We start from the raw sequence: 21,096 nt of genomic DNA on the forward strand, positions 1-21,096 counted from the left end.
CGAGCTCGCGCGACTACCCGGTGACGCTGCCGAGCCAGAGCAGGTCGCGGGCCCGTGTCATCGCCACGAAGAGCCGGCTGCGCAGCAGTTCCGCACGCTCGCGCGCCGTCTCTGACGTCTCCGTACCGCCCCCTGCCCCGGTCGGCGTGCCGTTCGCGAACGGCGCGTCGTGCCGGGGCAGGAAGACGTTCTTGAACTCCAGGCCCTTGGCCCTGCGGTAGGTGCCCAACTTGACCGCGTCGGCGGCCCGGCCGTCGTAGTGCTCCAACTGGCATACGGGGATGCCCGCCCGGGTGAGCAGCCGGTTGTAGTGGCCGATGGCGCGCAGGGAGGGGCACAGCACGGCGGTGTCGGCGAGCGCGCCGTCGGGCAGGGCGCGCAGGGCGGCCAGGAGCTCCCCGTCGTGGGCTTCCACCGTGCGCCTGGTGACGCGTACGACGTCCCCGTCGTGGTAGGTGAGGTCGACATCGCGGCGGCCCGGGGTACGGAGGCCGTCGAGGTCCTCGAAGGCGTCGTCGGCCACGACGGTGAGGGCCGCGTCCAGGATCTGCTTGCTGTTGCGGTAGTTGGTGCGCAGCACCTGTCCGCGGTCGCCGCGGATGTCGATGCCCGCGTCGGTGAGGCGGAAGCCGCCCGGGTACACGGTCTGCTGACCGTCGCCGACGAGCAGCAGACCGTTGGGGGCGTCGCCGACGAGCGCGTGCAGGAGGCGCACGCCGACCAGGGTGAGGTCCTGGACCTCGTCCACGATGACGGCCGCGTAGAGCGGCCGATCCGGCCGGCGCGAGGCTTCGGCGAGAGCGAGGGAGAGGACGTCGTTGAAGTCGTGGACGCCGCGCTCCCCGCGCCGCGCCTCGTACTCCTCGTACAGTTCCCACACCGCCCGGCGGTGCGTCCGGTGGAGGCCCACCCTCCTGCGCAGCCTGGGGACGGTCGCGTACTCCTCGAAGCCGGTGAGGCCCCGCCCCTTGATGACGTAGTCGATCTCTTCGTGCCAGTAGGCGGGTGCCGGGTCCAATGCGGCCAGCCGACTCTCCCGGCCGACGTGCTTCCAGGCGAGGCTGAAGGCCGTTTCGGCCTTGTCGCCGTGCAGCCGCACGGGTACGCCCCGCTCGTGCAGGAACTCCTGCGCCCAGGAGTGGAGGCTGCGGAAGTCCACCCGGTCGGCGACGGAGGGGGCCATGGCGCCGAGGAAGGTGCTCTGCACGCGGGGCAGGTTGTTGGCGAAGGTGACGTACAGGATGCGGCCGGTCGTCCGCCTGGCCAGGTGCACCGCGCGGTGCAGGGCCACGACCGTCTTGCCGGTGCCCGCCGGTCCGCTGATGCGTGCCGGTCCCGACCAGTTGCGGCGCACCAGTGCCACCTGGTCCGGGTGGAGGAAGGTCATCCACTGCTCGATCGGCGCCGCCATCGCCGCGTTCAAGGCCGCTTCGCGCAGCCCTTCCGGGTCGAACAGCCCGTCCGGTGAGTCCCGCCGATGGTGCTGTGGCCCCGTCTGCGACTCCTGTCGGTCGACCGCCGACGCCGTGTGGCCGGGGAAGAGCCGCTGGAGGTGATCGGCGATCGCGCGGATCGACTCCGTCCGCAGCCTGAGCCGCTGTGACAGCAGCACGGGGCCGATCTCCTGTTCGCCCAGGAGCCGTATCCGGCCGAGGTCCGCGTCCAGGCTCCGCCCGGCCGCCACCATGAGCGGCTGCACGGCCACCGGTGACATTCCGAGGGACGCCACCGCGCTCTCGGTGGCCTTCGTGGCGGCGAGCAGCGCGGCCGTCTGTTCCCGTCCCGGCTCGGAACCTGCCGTGACGTCGATGACGAAGACGCCGCCGGGCCCCACCAACAGCATGTCCGCGTGCGCGGTCCGTGTCCCCGTCCCGTTGCCGGTCCATCGCCGGTCGACGAGCAACCGCCAGCCGCGCGCGGTCAGTACCAACAGCTGGGCGAGGACCCGCCGCTCGTCCTCGCCGACCGCCTGCCACCGCACGGCCTGTCGGCGGGCGGCCTGCCAGTGCTCCCGAAGCAACCGCTCCTGCCGCCGTGCGTCCTGCGCCCGCTGCGATCCCGCCCCGCCCGTCCCCATACCGGCCCCCCCTCGTACGCGGAGTGACGATCATAGGACGCAACGCGACGGGACGGCAGGGCGCGTGCCCGCGCCCTACGCGTCGCGAGGAAGGTGGATGTCCAGGACGCACATGTCGTCCCGCTGGGCCGGGTGGATGACGGACAGGAGGGCCGCCAGTGCGTCCGGTGCGCCTCTGCCCATGGCCTCGGCGGCCGCGTGTGCGAGGCGGTCCATCCCCTCCGCCATGTCCTCCCCCGGGACCTCGACGAGTCCGTCGGTGTACAGGAGCAGGTGGTCACCGGGTTCGAGGTCGAGCGTCTCCTCCACGTACACGGAGTCGCGGGACGCTCCGAGGAGGGTGCCTTCGGGCATGGGGAGGAAGCGCGCCTCGCCGCCGCGGACCAGGAGGGGCGGCAGGTGTCCGGCGCGCACCCAGGACAGGCTCCGCGAGGCCGGACGGTAGCGCATCATGATCATGGTGGCCGTGGTGGCGGACGTGCCGGTGGACGTGTGCATGAGGAGCGCGTTGAGCCGGCTCATGGCGTCGGCGAGGGCCGAACCCGTGATGATCATGCCTTTGGTCGCGAACCGCAGCTGGGCCATGGTCCCGACGGCCTCCAGCCCGTGGCCGGCCACGTCCCCGACGACGAAGAGGGCGTTCCCGTCGGGGAGTTCGATGGCGCTGTACCAGTCGCCGCCCACGTTCACTCCGCTGTCGGAGGGCACGTACGCGATGTCGACGCACAGTCCCACCAGCTCGATCGACTGCTCCGGTACGGGCAGCAGCGCTTGCCGCAGGCCCGCCGCGATCGCCCGCTCCGCCCGCAGCATGCCCCTCTGGACCAGTACGGACCGCTCGCTCTCCAACAGCGCGAGTTCGGCGTCGCGCAGCGGGCTGAGGTCCTGGAAGAACCCGTGCACCTTCACGGGTGTGCCGTCGGCGTCCGTCTCCGCCTCCGCGACGATCCTCAGGTGCCGGACGCCGGCCGCGGTGGTGATGCGGAACGGCTGGTCGATGGGGGCCCCTTCGCCCAACAGCTGCTGGACGGCCCCGGCGAGTGCCGGGAGGTCGTCCGGGACGACGTACCGAGGGAGCTCCTCCAGCATCACGGGCCCTTGCCCGGGGGCCCGGCCGAAGATCTCGTAGACCTGCCCGGACCAGTCGATCGTGTCCGTGATCAGATTCCATTCGGCCCAGCCGAGCCCCAGTCGCTCCAAGGTGGTCACGCGACGGTTCTCGCGTTCGTCGCTGTCGTGGCGGATCCACGAGACGATCAGCCGGTTCCCCAGCCGCGCCGCCTGGACGGAGAAGACGGACGTCCCGGGGACGCCGCCGATCACCTCCTGGTACTCGAACGGCGCGCCGTCGTACACGGCCCCGGTGTCCAGGGCGTCGACATAGCCCTGCCACAAGGGGGTTCCCGCCACGGTGGGGTAGGTCTCCAGGATCCGGCGGCCCACGAGCTCCTTCCCCCGGCGGCCGGCCACGTCCACCGAGCCCGGTGCGGCCGCGTCGATCCGGTAGTCCTCGATCTCGCCGGACGACGAGCGCACGGGCGACAGGAGGATCGCCGCCCCGGGGAGGACGTCGAGGATCCCCTGGACGGCGGCCACCTCCTCGTCCACCGGCTCGGCCCCCGCGTGTTCGAAGGAGCGCAGTGCTCCTGCGCACAGCCGCACCGCCTGCTGGAGCAGGGACCTGTCGGCGTCGCCGAAGGGGGCGGGGATCGTCCGGAGGAATCCGACGGCGCCGGTGGTCGGGCCCTTCCCGGGCAGGGGGATCCACGCGCGCGTACGCCAGCGCTCCGGTGAACCGATGAGCTGGTACTCCTCGGCGTCGCGCTCGGGGTCTTCCAGCCAGCGCGGCCGTCCGGAGGTGACCGCCTGGAGGGCGGCGACGCCGGTGAGCGGCGGGATGTCCTGCCACTGCCCGGCCAGTGAGGCGTCGATCCCGGCATGGCCGACGAGCTCCAGCCGCCCGGACCGGTCCACGTAGATCATCACGCCGTCCACCCCGAGGGGACCGCTCAGCGCCTCGTGCAGGACCTCCGCGGCGTCGCCCGGGCTCCGGGCTCCGGCGAGGGCTGCGGCCAGGCCGGACAGGAGCACGCGCGAGCCGGAGGCGGGGCGGCGTCCGGTGCGGTAGCGGGCGGAGCTGAAGACCGACCCCTCCGGTTCCGGGGCCGGGAGGACGTCTTCCGCGGAGGGCGGCGGGGAAAAGGACGCGGACGAAGGGGCGGACGGAGTCGAGGACGGGCGCACCGGGGCGGGCCGTGGACGGATCCCGCCGAGGGTGATCCAGCACTGCTCCATCAGTGACCGGGACCGCAGTCCGGCCTCCCTGACGAGCGCCTCGTACGCCGCGTCGGCCGAGAGCCCGTCGCGGGCCATCAGAACGCCCTTGGCCCGCTCCAGTACCGCCGTGGTGGACGCGAGACCCTCCAGGTCCGCCACCTCGGCCCGGAGCCTGGCCACGACCTTGGCCAGGGCGAGCACCTCGGGCGACGCACCGTCGCCGGTGGCCGCCGGATCCGTCTGCACCCTTCGAGCATGGCACGGTCACGGGTTCCGTGGCCGGAGCGCGGCGTCCGTACGGCCGCGCGGACCGTCGCGCGACCGCGCGCTCCGCTCCCGTGCTCAGCGTCGGGCGGTGTGGCGGATCCGCGCCCACAGGGGCAGTACGAACCAGCACACCAGGTACCAGGTGAGCACGCCGACCGTGAGCCACAGGGCGAGGGCGTCGTCGGTCGCCACCCGCAGCACCAGGAGGAGGGCGGCCGTGCAGGTGGCGACGAGCAGGACGAGACCCGCGAACGTCAGCCGCGCGGCCCAGGCGACCGCCTCCGGCTTGATGCGGCGGCCCGCGACGATGCGGTGGAAGGCGACCGGCCCGATCAGCGCACCCGTGGCCGTCGCCCCCAGCACCACCGTCACGATGTAGATCGTCTTCTCGGTCTGCGCCAGCCCGGCGAAGACGGGGGTGAAGGCCACGGTGAGGAGGAATCCGAAGAGGATCTGGACTCCCGTCTGGGCGACGCGGACCTCCTGGATGAGTTCCTGCCACTGCCGGTCCGCCCGTTCCTCCACGGTTTCGTCACGGCCGTCGTCGGCGTCGGTCGACATCAGGTGCCTCCCCGAAGTCCCACATCATCCGGCGCCTACCCCGCGACCCGCGCCCCATGCGCCGGAAGCGGACGGCCGGCGACGGGGTGCAGGGCGGCGTACTCCAGCGGCGCCGACGGGTCGACGGACAGGTCCAGTGGGGCCGGCGCGGAGCCTGCCCGTACCAGCAGGTCGCCGACGGCCGCGATCATCGCCCCGTTGTCCGTGCACAGCGTCATCGACGGCACCCGGAGTTCGACCCCGGCGGCGGCGCAGCGCTCCTCGGCCAGCGCCCGCACGCGCGAGTTGGCCGCGACCCCGCCGACCACGACCAGCGTCCGTACGCCGTGCTCCCGGCAGGCGGCCAGCGCCTTGCGGGTCAGCACGTCCGCGACGGCCTCCTGCAGCGAGGCCGCCCCGTCGGCCAGCGGGATCTCCTCGCCGGTCTGCCGGTGGCGTTCCGCCCACCGCGCGGCGGCGGTCTTCAGCCCGGAGAAGGAGAAGGCGTACGGGGCGTCGCGCGGGCCCGTCAGAGGGCGCGGGAAGGCCACCGCGCGGGGGTCGCCCCCGCGTGCGGTCCGGTCGATCGCGGGTCCCCCCGGATAGGGCAGCCCGAACACCCGGGCCACCTTGTCGAAGCACTCCCCCGCCGCGTCGTCGACGGTGTCGCCGAGGTGCAGGATCGGGTCGCGCACCAGGTCCCGCACCAGCAGGAGCGAGGTGTGTCCGCCGGACACGATCAGCACCACGCAGGGATCGGGCAGCGGTCCGTGCTCCAGGGTGTCGGCCGCGACGTGCCCGGCGAGGTGGTGGACCCCGTACAGCGGCACCCCGGCCGCGTACGCGAGCGTCTTCGCCCCGGCCAGCCCCACCTGGAGCGCGCCCGAGAGACCCGGACCGGTCGTGACGGCGACGGCGTCGATGTCGCGGAGCCGCAGTCCTGCCCGATCGAGCGCCTCCCGGACCACGGGGTCGAACGCCTGCAGGTGCGCACGGGCCGCGATCTCCGGCACGACCCCGCCGAAGCGGGCGTGCTCGTCCATGCTCGACGCCACGACGTGGGCGAGCAGTCGCCCGCCGGAGACGATCCCGGCCCCGGTCTCGTCGCACGACGACTCGATGCCCAGTACCACCGGAGCGCCCACGCCAGCCTCTTTCGCACATCAATGTTGTTGCAAGTGATGTGCAACAAGGTACCCGGTCACGAGGTGCCGGGGCTCAGCCGAGGGCGCGGTCGAGGTTGAAGGCCGCGCTGATCAGGGCGAGGTGGGTGAACGCCTGCGGGAAGTTGCCGAGTTGTTCTCCGCTCCGGCCGATCTCCTCGGCGTACAGGCCGAGGTGGTTGCCGTAGGTGAGCATCTTCTCGAAGGCCAGCCGGGCTTCCTCCAGGCGTCCGGCGCGGGTCAGTGCCTCGACGTACCAGAACGAGCAGATCGAGAACGTGCCCTCGGAACCCCGCAGGCCGTCCGGGCTGGCCTCCGGGTCGTAGCGGTAGACCAGCGAGTCGGAGACCAGATCCGCTGTCAGCGCGTCCAGGGTCGAGAGCCACTTGGGGTCGGTGGGCGCGACGAACTTGGCCATCGGCATCATCAGTACGGAGGCGTCGAGCACGTCGTCGCCGAGGCCCTGGGTGAACGCCCCGCGCTCGGCCGACCAGCCCCGGCTCATGATCTGCCGGTAGATCGCGTCCCGGCTCCGCTGCCAGCGGGCGAGGTCCGCCGGCAGGCCGCGCCGGTTGGCCATCCGGACGGCCCGTTCGATCGCGACCCAGCACATCAGCCGCGAGTAGACGAAGTTCCTGCGGCCGCCCCGGGTCTCCCAGACTCCCTCGTCGGGCTGGTCCCAGTGGTCGCAGAGCCAGTCGACCACGGCGCCGACCTCGTCCCAGTGGTCGCTGCTGATGGGTTTGCCCCACTTGTCGTACAGGTAGACGGAGTCGATCATCGCCCCGTAGATGTCCAGTTGGAGCTGACCGGTGGCGGCGTTGCCCACCCGCACCGGGGTGGATCCCAGGTGGCCTTCGAGGTGGGTGAGCTCGGATTCGGGCAGATCGGTGCGGCCGTCGATGCCGTACATGATCTGCAGCGGACCGGTCGGGCCGCCACCCGGTTCGATGCACCGCTCGGAGAGGAAGCCCATGAACGCCTCGGCCTCCGAGGTGAAGCCCAGGCGGAGCATCGCGTAGACGCAGAAGGCGGCGTCGCGGACCCACACGTACCGGTAGTCCCAGTTGCGCTCGCCGCCGACCCACTCGGGCAGGCTCGTCGTCGGCGCGGCGACGATCGCACCCGTCGGCACGTAGGTGAGCAGCTTGAGCGTCAGCGCGGACCGGTTGACCATTTCCCGCCAGCGGCCGCGATAGCGCGAGCGGCTCAGCCAGTGGCTCCAGAACCGGACCGTCGCCTCGAACTGCTCCTGCGCCTCGGCGCGCGGGCAGCCCCGCGGGAGGACGCCGTCGCCGACCTTGTCGAGGGCGAAGACCACGGACTCGCCTTCGAGGAGCTTGAAGTGCGACCACACGTCCGTGCCGTCGGTTTCGAGTTGGGCGGTGGAGGTCAGCGCCAGTGAGATCGACGGGGACTCGAAGACGGCCTCGTGCGCCTGCGCGCGCACGGTGTGCTCCTCGGCGCCGTAGCCGAAGCGGGGGGCGATCCGCGCCCTGAAGGGAAGGGTGCCCCGTACGCATATCACCCGCCGGATCAGCCGGTGCCTGACCGCCTCGCGCGATTCGTCCACGACCGGCATGAAGTCCTGGATCTCGGCCACGCCGTCGGCGGCGTAGAACCGCGTGATCAGCACGTTGGTGTCGGGGAAGTAGAACTGCCGCGTCCGCGCGGGCACGTCGGCGGCCAGCTCCCACGACCCGCCCCGGTCGGCGTCCAGGATGGAGGCGAACACGCTCGGCGCGTCGAAGCGCGGGCAGCAGTACCAGTCGATCGTGCCGTTGGTCCCGACGAGGGCGGCGGTGCGGAGATCACCGATCAGGCCGTGCTCGGAGATCGGCAGATAGCGCGTGCCGTCCGCTCCGCCGGATCCGTTCCCGAACTCCATGCCGGCCTCCCTACCGTCTCGCTGCGGGCAGGTGCGGGGATCGAGAAGACCTCGTCCTTCATGTTAGGTCGCCCCGTCCGTTCCCGGAGGGCGATCTTGTCCGGGTGAGCAGACAATGAGCGGCAAGGACCTTCTCGTGGCGATGCGAGTGGGGCGGTTCTGCGGTCTGGAGGTCGTGGGACATGGGATCGGTACCGCCATGACGGTCGAGGAGCAGACCCATCGGGCCGACGTGCGCTCTCCCTCCGAGGGCTCGATCGACCTGCCCGGGCCGGCGCAGCGGGCCGGCCCCGCGGCGCCACCGAGCGGCGCCCCGCCCGGCACGCACGAGGAATCGGTGACCGTCCGGGACATGGTGGCGCGGCTGCGCGCCGCCTACCCGTCAGTGGACGCGGCGACCGTCGAGGCGACGGTCAGGGCCGAGTACGAATCGTTCCGCGAGGCCAGGATCAGGGCCTTCATCCCGATCCTGGTCGAACGGCGCTCCCGAAGGGCGCTCGGCGCCGCCTCGGAGCAGACAAGGACTGATCGGTGATGTCCGACGAGAGAGCCGAACGCATAGCGGATTTCATCCGGCCGCTGCGCGTGGCCCCGGGCTCGAAGGTGCGCCTTTCCCGGGACTTCGATCCGCGTTACAAGGCCGGCCTGAAGAAGCGGGAGGGGATCGAGCTGCTGCGGACCGGCGTGTCCTTGCTGGCCGAGTACCAGGAGCGGTTGGCCGCCCAGGACACGTACGGGGTGGTCCTCTGTCTCCAGGCGCTGGACGCGGGGGGCAAGGACGGGACGATCCGCCACGTGATGAGCGGCGTCAATCCCCAGGGCGTACGGGTCAGCAGCTTCAAGGTGCCCTCCGCGGAGGAACTCGACCACGACTACCTGTGGCGTTACGCGCAGCGGCTGCCCTCGCGGGGCGAGATCGCCATCTTCAACCGCTCGCACTACGAGGAGGTCCTGGTCGTGCGGGTCCACCCCGAGGTCCTCGTGCGGCAGCACCTGCCGGAGGACTCGTGCGGGCCGGACCTGTGGGAGCGGCGTTTCCGGGAGATCAACCGCTGGGAGCACTACCTCACCGACAACGGGTTCAAGGTGGTGAAGATCTTCCTGAACCTGTCCAAGGAGGAGCAGCGCATGCGCTTCCTGAAGCGCATCGACCTGCCGGAGAAGAACTGGAAGTTCTCCGCGGCCGACGTCCGCGAGCGGCGCCGCTGGGACGACTACCAGGAGGCGTTCTCCGCGATGCTGTCGGCCACGAGTACGAAGTGGGCGCCGTGGTACGTCGTCCCGGCGGACCGGAAGTGGTTCGCGCGGATCTGCGCGGCGGCGGTCCTCGCGCACACCCTCATGGACATCGATCCCCAATTCCCCGACGTGGGCGAAGAGGCGCGCAAGGACCTGCTCGTGACCAGGCGGGCGCTGGAGAAGGAGGCACCCGCCGGGGCCGAGGCCGACCCGTACGCGGCCGCGCACCCGAAGAAGAAGGGCGGGAAGAAGGGGAAGAAGCGCGGGAAGCACGGGTGAACCTTTCCGGTCACGGCACCAGCAGCCGGGACAGGACCTGTCGTACCGGCCCGGACCCGTCCGCGGCCACGGATCGGAGGCAGCACGATGACCGTGCGGTCGGTTTCCCCGGGCGAGCAGCCGCGGGCTGTGGAAGACGCCTGGTACACGCGTGATCCCGAAGAGGTCGCAGCGGCCTTCGGCGTCGATCCGGCGGTCGGTCTGTCGGCGGCCCGGGCCGCCGAACTCCTGGCCGCGCACGGGCCGAACGCGCTTCCGGCGGAGGAGCGGACGCCGACCTGGCAGCGGTTCCTCGGGCAGTACCGCAGTTACATGCAGCTGGTCCTGCTGGCCGCGGCGGCCGTCTCGCTGATCATCCAGGAGTGGACCACGGCGATCCTGCTGATCGTCCTGACCCTGCTGAACGCGGTGATCGGCCTGCGCCAGGAGGGCAAGGCGGAGAGCGCGATGAACGCGCTCCAGTCGATGATGAAGGCCTCGGCTCGGGTGCGCAGGGACGGCAGGGAGGCGGAGATCCCCGCCGAACAGCTGGTCGTCGGCGACATCGTGCTCATCACCGCCGGGGACCAGGTGGCGGCGGACGGACGCATCATCGAGGCCAGTGCCCTGCAGATCGACGAGTCGGCGTTGACCGGTGAGAGCGTTCCGGCCGCGAAGGACACCGCCGCGCTGCCGGGCGCCCTGCCGTCGCCCGGCGACCGGACCTGCATGGCGTTCATGAACACCCCGGTCACCCACGGCAGCGGGGTCCTGGTCGTCACCGCGACCGGTGCCGCGACCGAGGTCGGCAAGATCTCCGGGATGCTGTCGGCCACGAAGAAGGAGGTGCCGCCGCTCACCAAGGAGCTCGACACCCTGACGCTGTGGATCACGGGGGCGGCGGGCCTGACCATGATCGTGATGTTCGCCCTGGGGCGGCAGCGCGACCAGGCCTGGGACGTCCTGTTCGTCAGCGCGGTCTCCCTGGCCATCGCCGCCATCCCCGAGGCCCTGCCGACCGTGACCCAGGCGATCCTGTCCGTCGGCAGCCTCAACCTGGCTGAACGGAACGCCATCGTCAAGGAACTGCCCTCGGTCGAGACCCTCGCCTTCACATCGGCGATCAACTCGGACAAGACCGGCACGCTGACGATGAACGAGGTCACCGTCGTCGAAGTGCTCAGTCCCACCGACCGGTACACCGTCTCGGGCACGGGCTACGGGCTGGACGGCAAGGTCCACCACGCCGCGGGATCCTCGGCGGGCGTCGAGGACGCGATCCTGCCCTACGTGGTGGCCGGCGACGCGAAGCTGGTGGACGGCAAGGTGGTGGGCGATCCCACCGAGGGCGCGCTGCTGGTGCTCGCGCACAAGGCCGGGCTGGACATCGACGGCACGCGCGAGGCGTTCCCCCGGCTCGCCACGCTGCCGTTCGACCCGACGTACAAGCTGATGGCCACCTTCCATTCCGCGGTCGACGCCTCCGGCCGCCCGGTCGTGCGCTGCTTCGTCAAGGGCGCGGCCCCGGCGGTGACGGCGCGGGCCGCCACCGCGCTCGCGGCCGGCGAGACCATCCCGTGGGACGCGGAACTGGCCGAGCGCGCCGACGCCCAGATCCTGCGGATGGGCGGGGAGGGGCTCCGGGTGATGGCCGCGGCCACCCGTGAACTGGACGCGGAGGATTTCGATCCGGACGGCGACCTGCTCGCCTTCGTCACCGGGCTGCGGATGAGCAGCCTCGTCGGCATGGTCGACCCGCCCCGCGAGGAGGCGAAGGCCGCCGTGGCCGGCGCCCAGGAGGGCCACATCCGGGTCCGCATGGTGACCGGCGACGACGTCGTCACCGGTGCCGCGATCGCGCGGCAGCTCGGCATCCCCGGCGAGGCGGTCCTCGGTGCCGACTTCGCCGCGATGAGCGAGGAGGAGCAGCTCGCCCGCATCGACGACATCGGCGTGGTGGGGCGCGTCGCGCCGGAGCACAAGGTGCTGCTCGCCAACACGCTCAAGAAGAAGGGCGACGTGGTGGCGATGACCGGGGACGGCGTCAACGACGCGCCCGCCATCAAGGCCGCCGACATCGGGATCGCCATGGGCAGCGGCACGGACGTGGCGAAGAACGCCGGCCGCATGATCCTGTCCGACGACAACTTCGCCACCATCGTCTACGCCGTGGAGCAGGGTCGGCGGATCTACGACAACCTCACCAAGTACATCCGGTTCGTCCTGCTCCTGCTGGTCACCTTCGTGTTGACCTTCCTCGGCGCCACCGTCTTCAACATCGCGGCCGGTGAGCCCTTCACCCCGCCGCAGGTGCTGTGGATCCACTTCGTGGTCAACGCCTCCTTCGGCTTCGCACTCGGCTTCGACCGGGAGAGCCCCGGGCTCATGCGGCGCAGGCCGCGTCCGCGCGGGGAATCGGTGCTCACCCGGCCCGTGCTGGTCACGGTCGGGCTGGGCGGGCTGGCGATCACCGTCATCCTGCTCGGGCTGATCAAGCTCGGTGAGGCCCACTACGACAGCACGGCCACGGGCCAGTCGATCGCGTTCACGGCGTTCGCCCTCTGCCTGATCGTGGCGGCCTTCGAGTGCCGCAGCGAGACGGATTCCGTGCTGACGACCACCACGTTCGACAGCAAGCAGATGAACTGGGTGGCACTGGCCCAGTTCGTCCTCGCGGTGCTGGTGACCCAGATGGACGGCTTCCGCCGCCTCCTCGGGACGACCGAGATCGACGCGCGGCAGTTCGGCTGGGCGTTGCTGTCCGCCGTCGTGCTCCTCCTCCTGTGGGAGCTGGGCAAGCTCGTGGCCCGTCGGTCGCGACGCGCCTGATGGGGGAAGGAGGGCCGGTGACCACCCGGCACGAGGGCCGCGGGACGCGGCTCATGCGCCTGCGGGCCGTTCCCGGGGTCCGCGCGGCGTCGTCCTACCGGCGGGAGTGGCTGGTCAAGGACCTGGTGGCGGGCGTCGTCCTGACCACTCTGCTGGTGCCGCAGGGCATGGCGTACGCCGAGTTGGCGGGCCTGCCGGCCATCACCGGCCTGTACACGACGATCCTCTGCCTGCTCGCCTACGCCGTGTTCGGGCCCTCCCGGATCCTGGTGCTGGGCCCCGACTCCTCACTGGGGCCGATGATCGCCGCCACCGTGCTGCCGCTGGTGGCGGCCGGCGGGGACCCCGGGCGGGCCGTCGCACTGGGGTCCATGCTCGCGATCATGGTGGCGGCCATCATGATCCTGGCCTCGGTCGCGAAGCTCGGCTTCATCGCCGACCTGATCTCCAAACCGACCATGATCGGTTACATGAACGGTCTGGCGCTGACCATCCTCATCGGTCAACTGCCCAAGCTGCTCGGCTTCAAGGTCGATGCGGACAGCCTGATCGGCGAGGCCGTCGGATTCGTGGAGGGGCTCGCCGCGGGGGAGGCGGTGCCGGCCGCCGCGGCCGTCGGCTGCGCCGGCATCGCCCTGATCCTGCTCCTGCAGCGCTTCCTGCCGAAGGTCCCCGCGGTGCTCGTGATGGTGGTGCTGGCGATCGGCGTGACCACGGCCCTCGACCTGGGCGAGCACGGCGTCGGACTGGTCGGGGTACTGCCGGAGGGATTCCCGCCGTTCACCGTCCCCGACATACGGCTCGCCGACCTCGCGCCGCTGCTCGGCGGCGCCCTGGGCATCGCCCTGGTGTCGCTGGCCGACACGATCTCCAACGCGTCGGCCTTCGCGGCCCGCACGGGGCAGGAGATCCGCGGCAACCAGGAGATGGCGGGCGTCGGTGCGGCCAACCTGGCGGCCGGTCTCTTCCAGGGCTTCCCGGTCAGCACGAGCGGTTCCCGTACGGCGGTGGCGGAGCGCGCGGGAGCCAAGAGCCAGCTCACCGGGGTCGTCGGCGCGCTGCTCATCATCCTCATGCTCGTGCTGGCGCCGGGCCTGTTCCGCAACCTCCCCCAGCCCGCCCTCGCCGCCGTGGTCATCACCGCCTCGCTGTCCCTGGCGGACGTCCCGGGGACGGTCCGGCTGTGGCGGCAGCGCCGGGCGGACTTCCTGCTGTGCGTCGCGGCCTTCGTCGGCGTCGCCCTGCTCGGCGTGCTGCCCGGGATCGCCGTGGCGGTGGGCCTGTCCGTCCTCGACGTCTTCCGGCGCGTCTGGTGGCCGTACAACACCGTGCTGGGGCGCGTGCAGGGCCTGGAGGGCTACCACGACCTCCGCTCCTACCCGCAGGCCGGCCGGCTGCCGGGCCTGGTGATCTACCGGTTCGACGCACCGCTCGTCTTCGCCAACGCCAAGACCTTCCGCGACGAGGTCAGACGACTGGCCGCCGCGGACCCCCGGCCGAGCTGGATCGTGATCGCGGCGGAGCCCATGACCGACGTGGACACCACCGCCGCCGACGTGTTGGAGGAGCTCGACGAAGCACTCAACGCGGACGGCGTGCACCTCGTGTTCGCCGAGTTGAAGGACCCCGTGCGTCGCAAGATCGAACGGTACGAACTCACCCGCACCATCAACCCCGATCACTTCTTCCCCACCGTGGAGGCCGCCGTCGCGGCCTTCCGCCGGCGCACCCGAGCCGAATGGGGCGACCCGCCCGAACCGCCCGCCGACGAGCGGTGAGGGCCCTGTGACCGCCGGTCAGGCGGCCGCCTCGTGCCCCTTCGCGGCGCGTCCCATCGTCAGCGCCAGACGCCGCACCCGGCGCCAGTTCATCGGCGGCGTGGCACGCGGCACGCCGGGCCGGTTCCGGGGCACCCACACGCGCAGGGCGCGGGGCTCCACACGACAGCGCACCGGAGTGGGCAGTGACAGGGCCTCGCCGTCGACACCGACCGGGATGACGGCGGCGTCGGCGTCCACGACGACCTCGCGGGCGGTGGCCTCGGTCAGCCCGCGGCCCTGCCCGTTCTGCAGCAGGAGTTCCGTCGCCTCGGCGGCGCCGCCGACATGGACGCACAGCACCCCCAGCGTGCCGGAGTCCAGTCTCTCCCGGCGCCCCAGGCCCGCCGAGTCGCCCCGCTGGTAGGGGTTGTTGCTCACCAGGACGGCCTGGGGGCCCTCCATGGCCAGTGACCCGGCGCGGACGCCGAGCCGGGCGCCGGTGTTGTGGGCGAGCAGGTCCGGCAGCATCTCCAGGATCGTGCGGGCCTTGTCGTCGCGGTAGGCGGGACTCTGGACGACTTCCGCGTACACGCCGAACGAGGCGTTGTTGATGAAGACGCGCCCCGGGCTCCCGTCCCCCTGCCCTCCCGCGTGGAGGTAGCCGATGTCGATGCGCTGCTCGACCCCGTCGGTCAGCGCGTCCAGACAGGTGGACGGGTCCTGCCGGTCCAGCCCCAGGTCCATGGCGAAGTGGTTGCGGGTGCCGGCGCTGATCACCATGAAGGGGAGGTCGTGTTCGGCGGCGACTCCGGCGACCAGGGCCTGCGTACCGTCGCCGCCCGCGACGCCGAGCAGGTCGGCCCCGCGCCGGACGGCGCGCCGTGCGAGCTCTTCCACGTCCTCGTGGCTGTCGGGATCCAGGACGTGGACTTCGGCGCCCAGGGCCCTGGCCCGCTCCGCCAGCGCGAACTTCTCGACCTTTCCGCCGCCCGACCGCGGGTTCATGATCAGGAACGGGTGTCCGGCCCGGCCCGCGGGGCGTTCGGGCATGCCCGTCGGGCGGTCCTCCACCAGCGCGGACCGGCCCGCGTACACGGCCAGCATCCACAGCGCGAGGGAGACCAGTACGACCCACAACAGCCCGGCCGCCGCGTACAGGATCAGGAGGGTGACCGGCGCGGCCACCATGAGCAGCACGGCCGCCGCCCTGATCCAGCCGGTGTGGGTGACCATCCACCAGGCGCCCGCCACCGTGAGGAGGAGCCCGGCCCACCCCACGCCCATGAGCAGGAGGCTCCGCAGCCCGCCGAAGAGCACCAGGACCACGATCGCCGCCGCGCCCGCCACCAGGGCCAGACGCGCGGCCCACCGCGTACTCATGGGGCAACCTCCCACCGCTTCGGCGCCGGCGTTCACTTCAGGGTACGAGCGGCTCCTGTGCGCGGCACGTCCTTCGTGGACGCCGGTTCGGGCCGAATGGCAGGACCGGCCGGGGCTTGGGACCATCTCTTTGGAGGTCAGCCTCCCTGGAGGTCAGCCATGACCAATGACCCGCCGCAATCCCCGTCGTCCCCCTCATCTCCTGCGGACGGCCCTCCGTCCGCGGCGGACGGCCCCTCGCCGCGCGAGGACGACGGGCGGGCGGCGGCCGGGCGCGGTGAGCCTTCCCCCTCCCCCGGTTCCGGCAAGCGCGGGTGGTCGCCCCGGCTTTCGCTGCCCGGTTGCTGGGGCGCGCTCGTGCTGGCGTGTCTGTCCTTCACCCCGTCGCTGCTGCCCCGCGGCGGGGTGCTCCAAGGGCTGATCTGCGGAATCAGCGCCGCCATCGGGGCCGGGCTCGGTGTGCTCGCGGCCTATGTGTGGCGCGCTTTCGCCGACCGGGACCCGCGGCCCGCCTCGCGCGGGTCGTGGCGCGTGCTGCTGATCAGCGCGATCGTTCTGTTCGGCCTCTCCTTCGGGTTCGGGCAGTACTGGCAGCACCAGATCCGCGGGCTGATGGGGGTCACCGACTACAACGTCCTCACCGCCGTCGCCTGCCCGTTCATCGCCGCTCTCGTCCTCTGGCTGCTGCTGGTGGCCGGGCGGGGGTTGCGGCGCCTGTACCACTGGGCCGCCGGGCTGCTCGGGCGCTGGATCGGCCCGCGGGCGGCGCGGGTGGTCGGCTGGGTCGTGGTGGTGGGTCTGGCGTGGTCCGTGGTCAGCGGGGTGCTGCTCGGCGGCTTCGTGAACGCGGCCAACGAGGCGTTCTCCGTGCGCGACACGGAGACGCCGGAGGGAGTGCACCAGCCGACGACCGTCCTGCGCTCGGGCGGGCCCGGCTCCCTGATTCCGTGGGACTCGCTGGGCCGGCAGGGCCGGGCCTTCACCGGCAGCGGACCGACGGCCGCGCAGATCGGCGCGTTCACGCACCGCCCGGCTCAGGAGCCCGTCCGGGCCTACGCCGGGCTGGAGACCGCCGACAGCACCGAGGCCCGGGCGGAGCGGGCCGTCGCGGACCTCGAACGGGCGGGCGGCTTCGCGCGCGAGAACCTGCTCGTGATGACGACCACCGGGAGCGGTTGGGTCGATCCCGCCGCCGTGGACTCGTTCGAGTACCTCGGCGACGGCGACTCCGCCACGGTGGCGATGCAGTACTCGTACCTGCCGTCATGGCTGTCCTACCTCGTCGACCAGTCCAAGGCGCGCGCGGCGGGCCGGGACCTCTTCGACGCGGTGTACGACGTCTGGTCCAAGCTGCCCCACGACCGGCGGCCACGGCTGTTCGTGGCCGGTGAGAGCCTGGGGTCGTTCGGCGGCGAGACCGCCTTCAGCGGGGAGGCCGACCTGCGCAACCGCACCGCCGGCACCCTGTTCGCCGGTCCGCCCAACTTCAACACCCTGTTCCGCGAGTTCAGCGACGACCGCGAGGCGGGGAGTCCCGAGATCGAGCCGGTCTACAAGGACGGGCGGACCGTACGGTTCACCGACGACCCCACCACCGGGATCCCGCCGGCGGACCGGCCGTGGGACGGCACGCGCGTGCTGTACCTGATGCACCCGTCCGACCCGATCGTCTGGTGGAGCCCGAGCCTGGCCCTTTCCGAACCCGACTGGATCCACGAGAAGCCCGGCACGGACGTGCTCGGCTCCATGGTCTGGATGCCCTTCGTGACCTTCTGGCAGGTCACCGCCGACCTGCCGTTCTCCACCGGCGTACCGGACGGCCACGGCCACACCTACAAGGCCGCGTACGTCGACGGCTGGAACGCGGTCATGCGGCCCAGCGGGTTCACGGCGCAGGACCTGGACCGGCTGAGGGAGATCATCCAGCCGCAGGGCTGACCCGGACCGCCCCTCCGGCGCTTCGCCGCCGGGTGGTCAGCGCAGCAGGTACCCGGCGACGTAGCCGAACGCGTTGACCGCCCAGTGCAGCCCCATGGGAGCCAGCAGGCTGTCGCTGCGCCGGCGGAGTTCGCAGAAGAGGACCCCGGCCGCCGCCGTGAACAGCACGGCCCCCGCGACCGCCAGGCCGGCCCCGGCCGCAGAGTCGCCGAAGACCGGGGTCAGGGCCGGTTTCGCCGTCGCCAGGTGCAGGGACGGCAGGACGTGCCAGAGGCCGAACAGCAGGCTCGACACGGCGGTCGCCCAGACCGCGCCGCGGGCCCGGTCCACCAGGCCGTAGAGCACGCCGCGGAAGGCCACCTCCTCCACCAGGACCGTGCCGACGGGGACCGTGACGAGCACGCGCAGCAGCAGCCCGCCCGCGCTCATCCCTTCGTACCGCCGGTCCTCGAACAGCACCCTGGTGGGCGGCAGCAGGGCCCCGGCCAGGTAGACGACGGCGACGAGAGCTGCCAGGGCCAGCCCCCAACGGGCCCCGCGGGCCAGTGTGCCGGGGGCCAGGCCCGCGTCCGCGCGGGTACCGCCGGCCCAGCGGAGCACCCCGAGCAGCAGGGCGCTGACCACCACGGCCGCCACCAGGCCGACCGGGCCGCTCCAGCGGTGCAGGAGGAGGTTGGCGGCGACGAGAACGGCCACCGTGAGCCCGACGGCCGGCCAGGTGCCGATCCGTCTCGGGAACCGGCTCTGCGGCATCCGGTCTTGTCCTTCGGTCGATGACGGGCGGAGGGTCGGACGCGGAGGGCAACCGCGGCCCACCGTGGGCGCGTCCGGCCGGAACCGCTCCGACAGGACGGCCCGGGAGCCCTGTCGGAGCGGTCTCCGTCAGCGGCGTCGTGCGCAGGTCCAGGCACCCATGCCCTGGATCTTGGCGAGTCTCCTCGCGGTCGCGATCTGCTCGGCCTTCGTGGCGAGGTCGGCGCGGGGTGCGTACTTGCGGCCTCCTGCCGCGTTCCAGCTCGACTGGGTGAACTGCAGTCCGCCGTAGTGGCCGTTGCCGGTGTTCGCCCGCCAGTTCCCGCTCGATTCACAGCGGGCGATGGCGTCCCAGTCGGTGTCGGGTTTGGAGTGGACGGCTGCGGCGTGGGCACCGGAGGCATCCAACAAGGTCACGGTCAACAACACGACAGAGGCCAGCAGTTGGCCGATCACGCTCCGACTTCTCCAGTCCTTCCCGTGGCGCGACATCAGTCCTCCTTCGCTGTTGGGGCGGGCCTGCCACGACAGCGGGCGGGCCCGCGTTCGGCCCCCGTTCGGACCGAGGCCACAGCACAGCACGGACCGACGCGCTTCCAGCGGCACTTGCCGTCGGCGAACGGATGACGCCACCCGAACGGACGCTCCAAAGCCCCTCTGGAGCCGTCCGTACCCGGCCACCGGCGCGGTACGGCCGGGATGTCGCGCCGGTCGGACGCCGAACGACCGCCCGCGGGGCGGCCGCGCGCCCCGAATCCCGCATGCGCGACGCGTTGCCGACCGGGCCGGGGCGCGCCCCCGACCGCGCCGGCGAGAGCCTCCGCCCGCGCACGCCTGGCCGAATTGACGGTACGTCAATCATGCGTCAGGACAGTCGAGTTGGTCGATCCGCCCGGTCCGTCGCCCGAAGGGGCCCCGGGGAGCCCCCAGGGCCCGTCGTGCCTCCGGCCGGAGCCGCTCGCCTTCCTCCGGCGTGCCCGCATCGTTCGTGCGTCGTAAGCTGGTCCCATGTCCGATACGGCACACGGCCTCACCACCGGGGCGGTGGCCCGGCACCTCGGGGTGTCACCGACCACGCTGCGCTCGTGGGACCAGCGGTACGGCATCGGTCCCGCGGCCCGGGAGGACGGTCGGCACCGGCGTTGGACGGCCGGGGACGTGGCCGTGCTGGACGAGATGTGCCGACTCACCGCCTCCGGCGTGCCCCCCGCCGAAGCGGCGCGGGTCGCCCGGGCCGGCCGCGGGCGCCCGATCCCCGTACCGGCCGCCGCCCGCCCCCCGCAGCGGGAACCGGACGGCGGGCTGCCGACCGGTGACGTGCGCCGGGGGCTCGCCCGCGCCGCCGTCCGGCTCGACGGCCCCACCCTCGACTCCCTGCTCCGTGACGCCGTGGCGAGCCACGGCCTCGTCACGGCCTGGGAGGACGTGATGGTCCCGACCCTGCACGCGGTGGGCCGCAAGTGGGAGTCCTCCGGGGACCAGTACGTCGAGGTGGAACACCTGCTGTCCTGGCACGTGTCGACGGCGCTCCGGCAGATCACGCCCGCCGGACACGGGTCCGTGCCCGACGCTCCCCCGGTGCTCCTCTCGTGCCTACCGGCCGAGCAACACACCCTTCCCCTGGAGGCGTTGGCCTCGGGGCTCGCCGAACGCGGTCTGCCCACCCGGATGTTGGGCGCGGCCGTGCCCGCCGAGGCGCTCGACGCCGCCGTGCGGCGGCTGGGCCCCGCCGCCGTCGTCCTCTGGTCCCAGGCGCGGTCCACCGCGAACCACTCCCTCGCCCGCCATGTCGCCGGGCGCTCCTTCGGGGTCAAGGGGGCGCGGACGCACCCCCGGGTGCTGCTCGCCGGGCCGGGCTGGGCGGGCCGCGCCGTGGAGGCGGGCATGCTGCGCCCCGGGAGCCTGCGCGAGGCGCTCGACGTCCTCGCGCGCGGGTACGCGGAGCCGACGGCCGGCCGTGGCCTCAGCAGTGCGAGGCCTGTGCCCCGCTGATCAGGGTGGTCGGTACGGCCCCGGCCACGAGACTGTGGCGCATCCGGATGAGGCCCCGGCGGGCATGGCTCTTGACCGTGCCCAGGGGCAGTCCCGTGCGGTGGGCGATCTGCGCCTGTGTCAGGTCCCCGAAGTAGGCGAGGGTCAGCACGTCGCGCTGGACGCGCGGCAGGCGGGCGAGTTCCCGGGTGACCACGACCCGGTCGAGGACGTGCTCGGTGCCCTCCCCCGTGCCGTCGGGCGGCGGCAGCGCCGCGCCCGCGGCGGCGACGAGGTCGAGCCGGCGCGTCCGGTCGGTGAGGGCGTCGGCGGTCTTGCGCCGGGTGATGCCGACCAGCCAGGCCGGTACGGGCCCGCGCTCGGGACGGTATCCGGCGCGGCCCCGCCAGGCCGCGAGGAAGACCTGCTGGGTGACGTCCTCGGCCTCCCGCGGGTCGCCCAGGGCCCGGGCCGCGAGCGTGTGCACGAGCCGCCCCCAGCGACGGTGGGCGAGGACCAGGCAGCGTTCGTCACCCGCAACGAGCCCCCGGCCGATCTCCTCGTCCGAAACCGCCTCGGGCACCGCGTCGGTCACCGTCGCGGACGTCGCCTCGTACACCGCGTTCGGCGATTCGGGGTCTGGCGTGGTCATGTGCGCGTCCTCCTGCCGGTGCCGGGTGGTCCCCGCGTCACCAGCCTCCGGCCATCGGAGGAGGCCGCTCAACACGCATCGATCGTGCGTCGTATTCGACGTCC

General features: G+C 72.4%; 15 protein-coding genes. 6 read left to right on the forward strand and 9 right to left on the reverse strand.

The genetic code is table 11. From position 1 onward, the window contains the following. Positions 1-13: 13 nt before the first annotated feature. The 5 genes from ACFYZL_RS11195 to ACFYZL_RS11215 form a co-directional block, all read right to left on the reverse strand. Positions 14-2,077: a UvrD-helicase domain-containing protein gene (locus ACFYZL_RS11195; RefSeq protein WP_388678132.1), complete on the reverse strand. Its 2,064-nt coding sequence runs from the start codon at positions 2,075-2,077 to the stop codon at positions 14-16. Between the two features lie 75 nt (positions 2,078-2,152). Next, positions 2,153-4,600: a SpoIIE family protein phosphatase gene (locus ACFYZL_RS11200; RefSeq protein ID WP_388678135.1), complete on the reverse strand. Its 2,448-nt coding sequence runs from the start codon at positions 4,598-4,600 to the stop codon at positions 2,153-2,155. A gap of 96 nt (positions 4,601-4,696) precedes the next feature. Beyond that, positions 4,697-5,182: a DUF6328 family protein gene (locus ACFYZL_RS11205; protein ID WP_384752878.1), complete on the reverse strand. Its 486-nt coding sequence runs from the start codon at positions 5,180-5,182 to the stop codon at positions 4,697-4,699. Positions 5,183-5,217: 35 nt separating this feature from the next. Then, entirely contained in the window at positions 5,218-6,294 is a 1,077-nt protein-coding gene (gene tsaD, locus ACFYZL_RS11210) for a tRNA (adenosine(37)-N6)-threonylcarbamoyltransferase complex transferase subunit TsaD (RefSeq protein WP_388678172.1), read from the reverse strand. Positions 6,295-6,379: 85 nt separating this feature from the next. Beyond that, positions 6,380-8,212, reverse strand: coding sequence for a glycoside hydrolase family 15 protein (locus ACFYZL_RS11215; RefSeq protein WP_384752875.1), 1,833 nt, complete (start codon positions 8,210-8,212; stop codon positions 6,380-6,382). Between the two features lie 142 nt (positions 8,213-8,354). On the opposite strand from ACFYZL_RS11215, the gene ACFYZL_RS11220 reads away from it, so the two are divergent. From ACFYZL_RS11220 to ACFYZL_RS11235, 4 genes are all read left to right on the forward strand, one after another. Beyond that, positions 8,355-8,747 carry a three-helix bundle dimerization domain-containing protein gene (locus ACFYZL_RS11220; protein ID WP_388678175.1) on the forward strand — a complete coding sequence of 131 codons (393 nt, stop codon included), beginning with the start codon at positions 8,355-8,357 and terminating at the stop codon, positions 8,745-8,747. Then, the gene (locus tag ACFYZL_RS11225; RefSeq protein WP_384752872.1) at positions 8,747-9,730 is read left to right on the forward strand and encodes a polyphosphate kinase 2 family protein; all 984 of its coding nucleotides are present in this window, start codon (positions 8,747-8,749) and stop codon (positions 9,728-9,730) included. Before ACFYZL_RS11220 ends, ACFYZL_RS11225 begins: the two co-directional genes overlap by 1 nt. 87 nt (positions 9,731-9,817) lie before the next feature. Next, a complete protein-coding gene (locus tag ACFYZL_RS11230; RefSeq protein WP_388678140.1) occupies positions 9,818-12,538 on the forward strand; it encodes a cation-translocating P-type ATPase in 2,721 nt (906 codons plus the stop codon). Between the two features lie 53 nt (positions 12,539-12,591). After that, positions 12,592-14,316: a SulP family inorganic anion transporter gene (locus ACFYZL_RS11235; protein ID WP_384752889.1), complete on the forward strand. Its 1,725-nt coding sequence runs from the start codon at positions 12,592-12,594 to the stop codon at positions 14,314-14,316. An 18-nt stretch (positions 14,317-14,334) separates the two neighbouring features. On the opposite strand, the gene ACFYZL_RS11240 is transcribed toward ACFYZL_RS11235, so the two are convergent. Next, a complete protein-coding gene (locus ACFYZL_RS11240; RefSeq protein ID WP_384752868.1) occupies positions 14,335-15,678 on the reverse strand; it encodes a diacylglycerol/lipid kinase family protein in 1,344 nt (447 codons plus the stop codon). A 159-nt stretch (positions 15,679-15,837) separates the two neighbouring features. On the opposite strand from ACFYZL_RS11240, the gene ACFYZL_RS11245 reads away from it, so the two are divergent. Then, a complete protein-coding gene (locus ACFYZL_RS11245) occupies positions 15,838-17,616 on the forward strand; it encodes an alpha/beta hydrolase (RefSeq protein ID WP_388678143.1) in 1,779 nt (592 codons plus the stop codon). 36 nt (positions 17,617-17,652) lie between these two features. Here ACFYZL_RS11245 and ACFYZL_RS11250 read toward each other — a convergent pair whose 3' ends face one another. Together ACFYZL_RS11250 and ACFYZL_RS11255 are read right to left on the reverse strand one after the other, a co-directional pair. Further along, complete coding sequence (locus tag ACFYZL_RS11250; protein WP_388678145.1) at positions 17,653-18,369, reverse strand: CPBP family intramembrane glutamic endopeptidase; 717 nt, start codon at positions 18,367-18,369, stop codon at positions 17,653-17,655. A gap of 129 nt (positions 18,370-18,498) precedes the next feature. Next, positions 18,499-18,861, reverse strand: coding sequence for a transglycosylase family protein (locus ACFYZL_RS11255; RefSeq protein WP_384752859.1), 363 nt, complete (start codon positions 18,859-18,861; stop codon positions 18,499-18,501). 516 nt (positions 18,862-19,377) lie between these two features. On the opposite strand from ACFYZL_RS11255, the gene ACFYZL_RS11260 reads away from it, so the two are divergent. Then, the gene (locus ACFYZL_RS11260; RefSeq protein WP_388678148.1) at positions 19,378-20,361 is read left to right on the forward strand and encodes a MerR family transcriptional regulator; all 984 of its coding nucleotides are present in this window, start codon (positions 19,378-19,380) and stop codon (positions 20,359-20,361) included. On the opposite strand, the gene ACFYZL_RS11265 is transcribed toward ACFYZL_RS11260, so the two are convergent. Next, a complete protein-coding gene (locus ACFYZL_RS11265) occupies positions 20,333-20,992 on the reverse strand; it encodes a sigma-70 family RNA polymerase sigma factor (RefSeq protein ID WP_384757094.1) in 660 nt (219 codons plus the stop codon). The two genes, ACFYZL_RS11260 and ACFYZL_RS11265, sit on opposite strands and share 29 nt — an antisense overlap. Positions 20,993-21,096: the final 104 nt, after the last annotated feature.

The organism is Streptomyces sp. NPDC001717, from assembly GCF_042892775.1.
Lineage (GTDB): Bacteria > Actinomycetota > Actinomycetes > Streptomycetales > Streptomycetaceae > Streptomyces.

Excerpts from the sequence above, each read along its gene's own strand:
- ACFYZL_RS11195 (WP_388678132.1), bottom strand. The coding sequence starts at position 2,077 with ATGGGGACGGGCGGGGCGGGATCGCAGCGGGCGCAGGACGCACGGCGG.
- ACFYZL_RS11205 (WP_384752878.1), bottom strand. The coding sequence starts at position 5,182 with ATGTCGACCGACGCCGACGACGGCCGTGACGAAACCGTGGAGGAACGG.
- ACFYZL_RS11215 (WP_384752875.1), bottom strand. The coding sequence starts at position 8,212 with ATGGAGTTCGGGAACGGATCCGGCGGAGCGGACGGCACGCGCTATCTG.
- ACFYZL_RS11220 (WP_388678175.1), top strand. The coding sequence starts at position 8,355 with ATGCGAGTGGGGCGGTTCTGCGGTCTGGAGGTCGTGGGACATGGGATC.
- ACFYZL_RS11225 (WP_384752872.1), top strand. The coding sequence starts at position 8,747 with ATGTCCGACGAGAGAGCCGAACGCATAGCGGATTTCATCCGGCCGCTG.
- ACFYZL_RS11230 (WP_388678140.1), top strand. The coding sequence starts at position 9,818 with ATGACCGTGCGGTCGGTTTCCCCGGGCGAGCAGCCGCGGGCTGTGGAA.
- ACFYZL_RS11235 (WP_384752889.1), top strand. The coding sequence starts at position 12,592 with ATGCGCCTGCGGGCCGTTCCCGGGGTCCGCGCGGCGTCGTCCTACCGG.
- ACFYZL_RS11240 (WP_384752868.1), bottom strand. The coding sequence starts at position 15,678 with ATGAGTACGCGGTGGGCCGCGCGTCTGGCCCTGGTGGCGGGCGCGGCG.
- ACFYZL_RS11245 (WP_388678143.1), top strand. The coding sequence starts at position 15,838 with ATGACCAATGACCCGCCGCAATCCCCGTCGTCCCCCTCATCTCCTGCG.
- ACFYZL_RS11250 (WP_388678145.1), bottom strand. The coding sequence starts at position 18,369 with ATGCCGCAGAGCCGGTTCCCGAGACGGATCGGCACCTGGCCGGCCGTC.
- ACFYZL_RS11255 (WP_384752859.1), bottom strand. The coding sequence starts at position 18,861 with ATGTCGCGCCACGGGAAGGACTGGAGAAGTCGGAGCGTGATCGGCCAA.
- ACFYZL_RS11260 (WP_388678148.1), top strand. The coding sequence starts at position 19,378 with ATGTCCGATACGGCACACGGCCTCACCACCGGGGCGGTGGCCCGGCAC.
- ACFYZL_RS11265 (WP_384757094.1), bottom strand. The coding sequence starts at position 20,992 with ATGACCACGCCAGACCCCGAATCGCCGAACGCGGTGTACGAGGCGACG.